The organism is Amycolatopsis sp. NPDC059021, assembly GCF_042739895.1.
Lineage (GTDB): Bacteria > Actinomycetota > Actinomycetes > Mycobacteriales > Pseudonocardiaceae > Amycolatopsis.
Genome location: NZ_JBHYIQ010000101.1, coordinates 27,017 through 32,999, shown reverse-complemented (window position 1 = coordinate 32,999; position 5,983 = coordinate 27,017). Strand labels below are relative to the sequence as shown.

Below are 5,983 nucleotides of genomic sequence, written 5' to 3'. Positions count from 1 at the left end.
TATCGACTAGATCATCGAACCCGCCGGCGCCGCGGTTTTGTGCTACCCAGGGTGAGATTACGGGGAATTACCTCGCGTGACATGCGAGGAAAGTCCCCTTCAGCGCGTCGCATCGGACGAAAGTCCCCTTCAGCACGCCACCACGTATGGTGACCGGTATGAAGATCGCGATCCTCGACGATTACCAGAACGTGGCACTGAACTACGGCGACTGGGACTCCCTGAACGCCGAAATCCACGTGTTCACCGAACCGTTCGCGGGTGCCGACGAGGTCGTCGAGCGGCTCGCCGGGTTCGAGGTGGTCGTCGCGATGCGCGAGCGGACCCGCTTCCCCGCCGAAGTCCTCGACCGGTTGCCCGAGCTGAAACTGCTGGTGAGCACCGGGGCGCGCAACGCCGCCATCGACGTGCCCGCCGCCCGGCGCAACGGCGTCGTCGTCTCGGCCACCGGCTACTCCGGTCTCTCGACGGCCGAGCACACCTGGGCGCTCATCCTCGCCGCCGCCCGCAACCTGCCCGCCGAGTTCCGCTCGATGCGCGAAGGCGGCTGGCAGCGCACGGTCGGGATCACCCTGCACGGCCGGACGCTCGGCCTGCTCGGGCTGGGCAGGCTCGGCTCCGGCGCGGCGCGGATCGGCCAGGCGTTCGGGATGGAAACCATTGCCTGGAGCCAGAATCTGACTCCGGAGAAGGCGGCGGAACACGGCGTCACGGCGGTCTCGAAGGAGGAGCTGTTCGCCCGCTCCGACGTCCTGTCGATCCACCTGGTGCTCAGCCGCCGCAGCCGGGGGCTCGTCGGCGCGGCCGAACTCGCGGCGATGAAGCCCTCCGCGTTGCTGGTGAACACCTCCCGCGGTCCCATCGTGGACGAGGCCGCGCTGGTGGACGCCCTGCGGCGCAAGGAAATCGCCGCGGCCGCGCTCGACGTCTACGACATCGAACCGCTGCCGTCCGACCATCCACTGAGGACACTCGACAACGCGATCCTGACCCCGCACCTCGGCTACGTCGCGCACGAGGTCTACGAGGTCTTCTACGGCGACGCGGTCGAGGACATCGCGGCCTACCAGGCAGGCAATCCCATCCGCGTCATGGAGTGACCCCGGGATGTGTGGTGGTCCGGGGTGTGGGTCGCGAACGCTCCGTTCGGGACGTTCATCGTCGGCAATGGAGCGTTCGCGACATCGGGCGATGGGTGTCGGTTCGTGCGCGGCTAGTCCCAGGGACGCCCTTGTCGCACCCCAGGCGTCCTACAACACAACCGGCAACACACACGGCCCCAGCACCCTGAGCGAGAAAACCTCGATGTGGCATTCACGGACTTCAGAACGGCTGGGCGTCGGGAGCGCAGGTCGCGCCCTCGGCGGGCACCTTCAGCTCTCCGAGGTACCGCGCTACGGCGTCCCACGCGCATTTGCTGGGCACGTCCAGCGACGTGTGCCCGGCGCCGTCCACCACCAGCACGTGGCCGTCGCCGAGTTCGGCCGCGGTCGCCCGCGCGTTGCTCACCGGCGTCGCGGGGTCGAACCGGTTGTTGAGCACCAGGATCGGGTTCTTCCGCTGCCGGTTCCACGGCCCGGTGTAGCGGTCCGCGTCGTGGCCGGGCCAGCCGATGCACTGCGTCAGCGAGAACACCGCGGCGAGCCCGAAATACGGTTGCCGCGCTTGCTCGCTCGCGGCCAGCTTGTCGTAGTCGGCCGGGGTCTGCGGGTTGTCGCTGTCGACGCACTGCACGGCAAGGAATCCGCCGTTGTGCACCGGGACATACGGATCCAGCACCGGTGGCCGAGCGCCCGCCGCTCCGGCCGAGGACGCCGCGAGCGAGTTCAGCGTCTGCCCCAACGACTTCCAGCGCGGCGAGAGGTACAACGCGCTGTCGATCGTCTGCAGCAGCGAAGCCAGGGTCACGCCGCCGATCGGGCCTTGGCTTAGCTTCGCGAAGATGTCGGCGAACTTCCGCCGCTGATCCCCTTGCGAGAACGCGCATTTCGGCCCGGCCGCGGCGCACACGGCGAAGAAGTGCTCGAGTTCTTCCTGCTGGGCCGCGGCGACGTCCGCGCGGACGTCGACCGGGGCGTGCTCCTGTCCCGGTTTCCCGGTGGCGTTGGCGACCAGGTCGAGCGTGCCGTCGAGCACCATCGAACGCACCGAGCCCGGGAACAGATTCGCATACGTGCCACCGAGATACGTGCCGTAGGAGTAGCCGTAGTAGTTCAGTTCCCTGTCCCCGGCGGCCTGGCGCAGCAGATCCAGGTCGCGCGCCACGTTCGCCGTCGAGAGGTGGTCGAGCAACTCGCCCGAGCCCGCCGCGCACGCCTTGCCGACGGTGGCGCTCGCGGCGTAGAAGGCGTCGTGCTGGTCCGGGCGCAGCGGCGAGCCTTCGACCTTCGGCTCGTCCGCGCCGGGACAGCTGACCGGCGCCGAACCGCCGATGCCCCGCGGGTCGAAGCTCACCAGGTCGTAATGGGCACGCACTTCCTCGGGGTAGTGCGGCCCGAAGCGGGTCAGCTCGCCGACGCCGTCCGTGCCGGGCCCGCCGAAGTTCACGAACAGCGATCCGGCCCGGTGCGCGGGATCCTTCGCCGGGAGCTTGATCACCGACAGCGTGATCGTCTTCCCCCGCGGCTCGCGATAGCTCAGCGGCACCGGGGCGCTCGCGCACTGGAACGACCCGTGACACGGCGCCCAGCGCAGTTCGGGGACGGCCGCGCCGTTGGTGCCCAGCGGCGGGGCCGCCGCCTCGGCCCGGCCGGCGGCCTGCCCAGGCCGGGGCTGGGGCTGTGCTTGTGGCTCGGGCGACGCCGGGGCGCAGGCCGTCAGCGTCAGCAGCAGGACGGCGGCGAGCGCGCCGCGCCGGGGCCGCATCAGCCGCGCAGCTCCGCCAGCACCGCGTCGGTATAGGGCGGCCACACTTCGGCGGCCCACGGGCCGAACGCGCGGTCGGTGAGCGTGACACACGCGGCGCGGGCGTCCGGGTCGACCCACAGGAACGTCCCGGACTGTCCGAAGTGGCCGAACGTCGCGGGCGAACTCGACGACCCCGTCCAATGTGGACTCTTGTGATCGCGGATCTCGAAGCCGAGACCCCAGTCGTTCGGCTTCTGGTGCCCGAATCCGGGCAGTACCCCGGAAAGCCCGGGGAACACGACGCTCGTCGCCTCGCGTACCGTGCCCGCGTCGATCAGCTTCGGCGACTGGAGTTCGGCGGCGAACGCGACCAGGTCGTCCACAGTGGACACGGCGCCGGACGCGGGGGAGCCGTCGAGCCGGGTGGCGGACATGCCGAGGGGGCCGAGCAGCGCCTCGGCCTGGTACTGCGCGAACGGGATGCCCGAATGCTCGGTGAGCGCGTCGGCGAGCTGCTCGAACCCGGCGTTGGAGTAGAGCCTCCTGGTGCCGGGCGCGGCCATCGCCTTGTGCGCGTCGAAGGCGAGCCCGGAGGTGTGCGCGAGCAGGTGTCGTACGGTCGAGCCTTCGGGCCCGGCCGGGGTGTCCAGCTCGAACACGCCCTCTTCGACGGCGATCAGCGCGGTGTAGGCGGTCAGCGGCTTGGTGACCGACGCGAGGCGGAACGGGTGCCGGGTGTCCCCGTGGGTCCCGAGCACGGCGCCGTCCGCGCCCACCACCGCCGTCGCGGCGGTTTCGACCGGCCATTCGTCGATCAGGCGCACGCTGTCCATGGCGCCAGCGTATGGGAACCGCGTCAGGCCGTGCCGCCGGGGGACTTCGCCGCCGCGGTGGCTTCCAGGCCGGCGATCAGCACGTCCAGCCCCCGCTCGAAGTCCTTCTCCGGATCGAGCCGTCGCAGTGCGCCCAGCAGCCTGCTGAAGTGCGGCAACTCGGCGGGGTCGACGTCTTTGAACGGCTCCAGCTGCTGAAGGCCCGGTGCTTCGTTGCCGAACCCCGAGGTGGTCAGCAGCAGCGAGCCGAAGACCAGGCTGTTGAGCGCGCTGGTCGTCTGGCGGAGTTCGTCATCGTCGAAACCGGCCTCGGCGAGGGCGCCGACCAGGTCGTCGAATGTGGCCAGTGCGGCGGGCGAGTTCGGGTTCGCCTGGTCGGACACCAGGGCCAGCGGCACCACCGGATGGGGGAGGTAGGCCCGGTACATGCCCAGCACGAGCGTCCGCACCCGTTCGGCCCACGGCAGGGCGGGGTCGGCCCTCGGGATGCCGGCCATCACCCGCTCCGTGATGCCGTCGAGGATGTCGGCCTTGTTCGAGACGTGGTTGTACAGCGCCATCGCTTCGACGCCGAGCGTCCTGGCGAGCTTGCGCATGGTCAGCCCGTCCAGGCCTTCGCTGTCGGCGAGCGCCAATGCCGCGTCCAGGACTTTCTCCCTGTTGAGCGACTCTCGTCGGGCCACGGGCGGTCTCCTCGGTCGATGTGTTCCTTGACAGCGACGAGTCTAGTCCGGAGTATTTACGTTGTAAATTTACGGCGTAAATACCGGGAGGGAATCATGGCGGACGTGATCGTGGCCGGGGGTGGTCCGGTGGGGTTGCTGCTGGCGAGCGAGCTGAAACTGGCCGGGGCCGACCCGCTGGTGCTGGAGTCCGCGACGGACGGTGCCGCGCGCCGCGCCCGCAGTCTCGGGCTGCGGGGCGTCAACGGGCGCAGCACCCAGTCGCTGGCGATGCGTGACCTGCTCGGGCCGCTGGCGGAGGCGCAGGAGGCGGTGTTCGCCGCGATGGGCGAAATACCGGGCGGACGCGAGGCACCCGAGGTGTTGCTGCGGCTGGTCCGCGAGGGCAGGGCGAGGGGGCACTTCGGCGGGCTGGCGCTGCTCAAGGCGCCGGGCGAAGGTGGCGAGGCCACCCCGAACTATCTGATGAAACAGCACGCGCTGGAACAGATCCTCGCCGACCGGGCCCGCGAGCTGGGGGTACGGATCGAACACGGCTGGACCGTGGCCGATGTCGTCACCGAGGGGGACACGGTGACCGTCGTCGCCGACGACGGCCGGACCGAGCGCGCGGCGTACCTGGTCGGCTGCGACGGCGGGCGCAGTGTCGTGCGCCGGAAGGCCGGGATCGAGTTCCCCGGGACCGACGCGACGATGACGGGCCGGACCGTGGTGGCGGAACTGGCCGACCCCGATTCGCTCACCTCGTCCCTGCGGGCGCCCGGCGGCCTCGTCAACCTGTCGATGGTCCGGGGCGAGATCGCCACGATCGAATTCGACGGGGGACCGGCGGATCGTGACGCCCCGTTCACCGCCGAAGAACTGAGCGGCAGCCTCCGCCGGGTCACCGGTCGGGACATCGCCGTGAAGCGCGTGGAAGCCGGGATCCGCTACAGCGACAACACCCGGCAGGCGGCGACGTACCGCAAGGGGCGCGTGCTGCTGGCCGGGGATGCCGCGCACGTGCACTCGCCGATCGGCGGGCAGGGGCTGAACCTCGGGATGCAGGACGCGATGAATCTCGGCTGGAAGCTGGGCCTGGTCGTCCGCGGGATCGCGCCCGAGTCCCTTTTGGACACTTACCACGCGGAGCGGCATCCGGTGGGGGAGCGGGTCCTGCGGAACACCCGGGCCCAGGTGGCGCTGATGCGCCCTGGTCCCCAGATCGAGGCGCTGCGCGAGGTGATGAGCGAGACGCTGGCGATCCCGGTGGTGCGGGACAGGTTCATCGCGATGGCGAACGGCATGGACATCGACTACGCGCCGGACGCGCATCCGCTGGTGGGCCGGTTCCTGCCGGGGCCGGTGCCGCAGGTCCGCGACGGTAAGGCGCTGCTGCTGTCCGATGACGACGAAATCCGTGCTGCCGCAACGGGTTACGAGGATCGAGTCCGGGTGACCGGTGCGCATCCGGACGTCGCGGGGCTGCTCGTCCGCCCGGACGGCTACGTCGCCTGGGCGACGCCGGAGCCGGGCACGGACGGGCTGGCGGAAGCCCTGTCCACGTGGTTCGGCGCTCCGGCCGCCGTGCCGGTGGCGGGCTGAAGGGGGAGAGCCGTGCGGGGTGTCCCGGGTGGACAC

Annotated in this window: 5 protein-coding genes; 2 read left to right on the top strand and 3 right to left on the bottom strand. The window is 70.5% G+C overall.

Features of this window, described 5'->3' with window-relative positions; translation table 11 throughout:
• Positions 1 to 158: 158 nt before the first annotated feature.
• Positions 159 to 1,100: a D-2-hydroxyacid dehydrogenase family protein gene (locus ACFWX1_RS39125; protein WP_378394900.1), complete on the top strand. Its 942-nt coding sequence runs from the start codon at positions 159 to 161 to the stop codon at positions 1,098 to 1,100.
• 223 nt (positions 1,101 to 1,323) lie between these two features.
• Here ACFWX1_RS39125 and ACFWX1_RS39120 read toward each other — a convergent pair whose 3' ends face one another.
• From ACFWX1_RS39120 to ACFWX1_RS39110, 3 genes are read right to left on the bottom strand one after another with little or no spacing between them, the layout of a single operon-like run.
• Positions 1,324 to 2,865, bottom strand: a complete 1,542-nt coding sequence (locus tag ACFWX1_RS39120; RefSeq protein WP_378394899.1) for an alpha/beta hydrolase — start codon at positions 2,863 to 2,865, stop codon at positions 1,324 to 1,326.
• Positions 2,865 to 3,680: a serine hydrolase domain-containing protein gene (locus ACFWX1_RS39115; RefSeq protein ID WP_378394898.1), complete on the bottom strand. Its 816-nt coding sequence runs from the start codon at positions 3,678 to 3,680 to the stop codon at positions 2,865 to 2,867. Before ACFWX1_RS39115 ends, ACFWX1_RS39120 begins: the two co-directional genes overlap by 1 nt.
• A 23-nt stretch (positions 3,681 to 3,703) precedes the next feature.
• Positions 3,704 to 4,363, bottom strand: a complete 660-nt coding sequence (locus tag ACFWX1_RS39110; RefSeq protein WP_378394897.1) for a TetR/AcrR family transcriptional regulator C-terminal domain-containing protein — start codon at positions 4,361 to 4,363, stop codon at positions 3,704 to 3,706.
• A gap of 96 nt (positions 4,364 to 4,459) precedes the next feature.
• On the opposite strand from ACFWX1_RS39110, the gene ACFWX1_RS39105 reads away from it, so the two are divergent.
• Positions 4,460 to 5,947 (top strand): FAD-dependent monooxygenase, encoded by a 1,488-nt coding sequence (locus ACFWX1_RS39105; RefSeq protein WP_378394896.1) that lies wholly within the window; start codon positions 4,460 to 4,462, stop codon positions 5,945 to 5,947.
• The last annotated feature ends 36 nt before the right edge of the window (positions 5,948 to 5,983 follow it).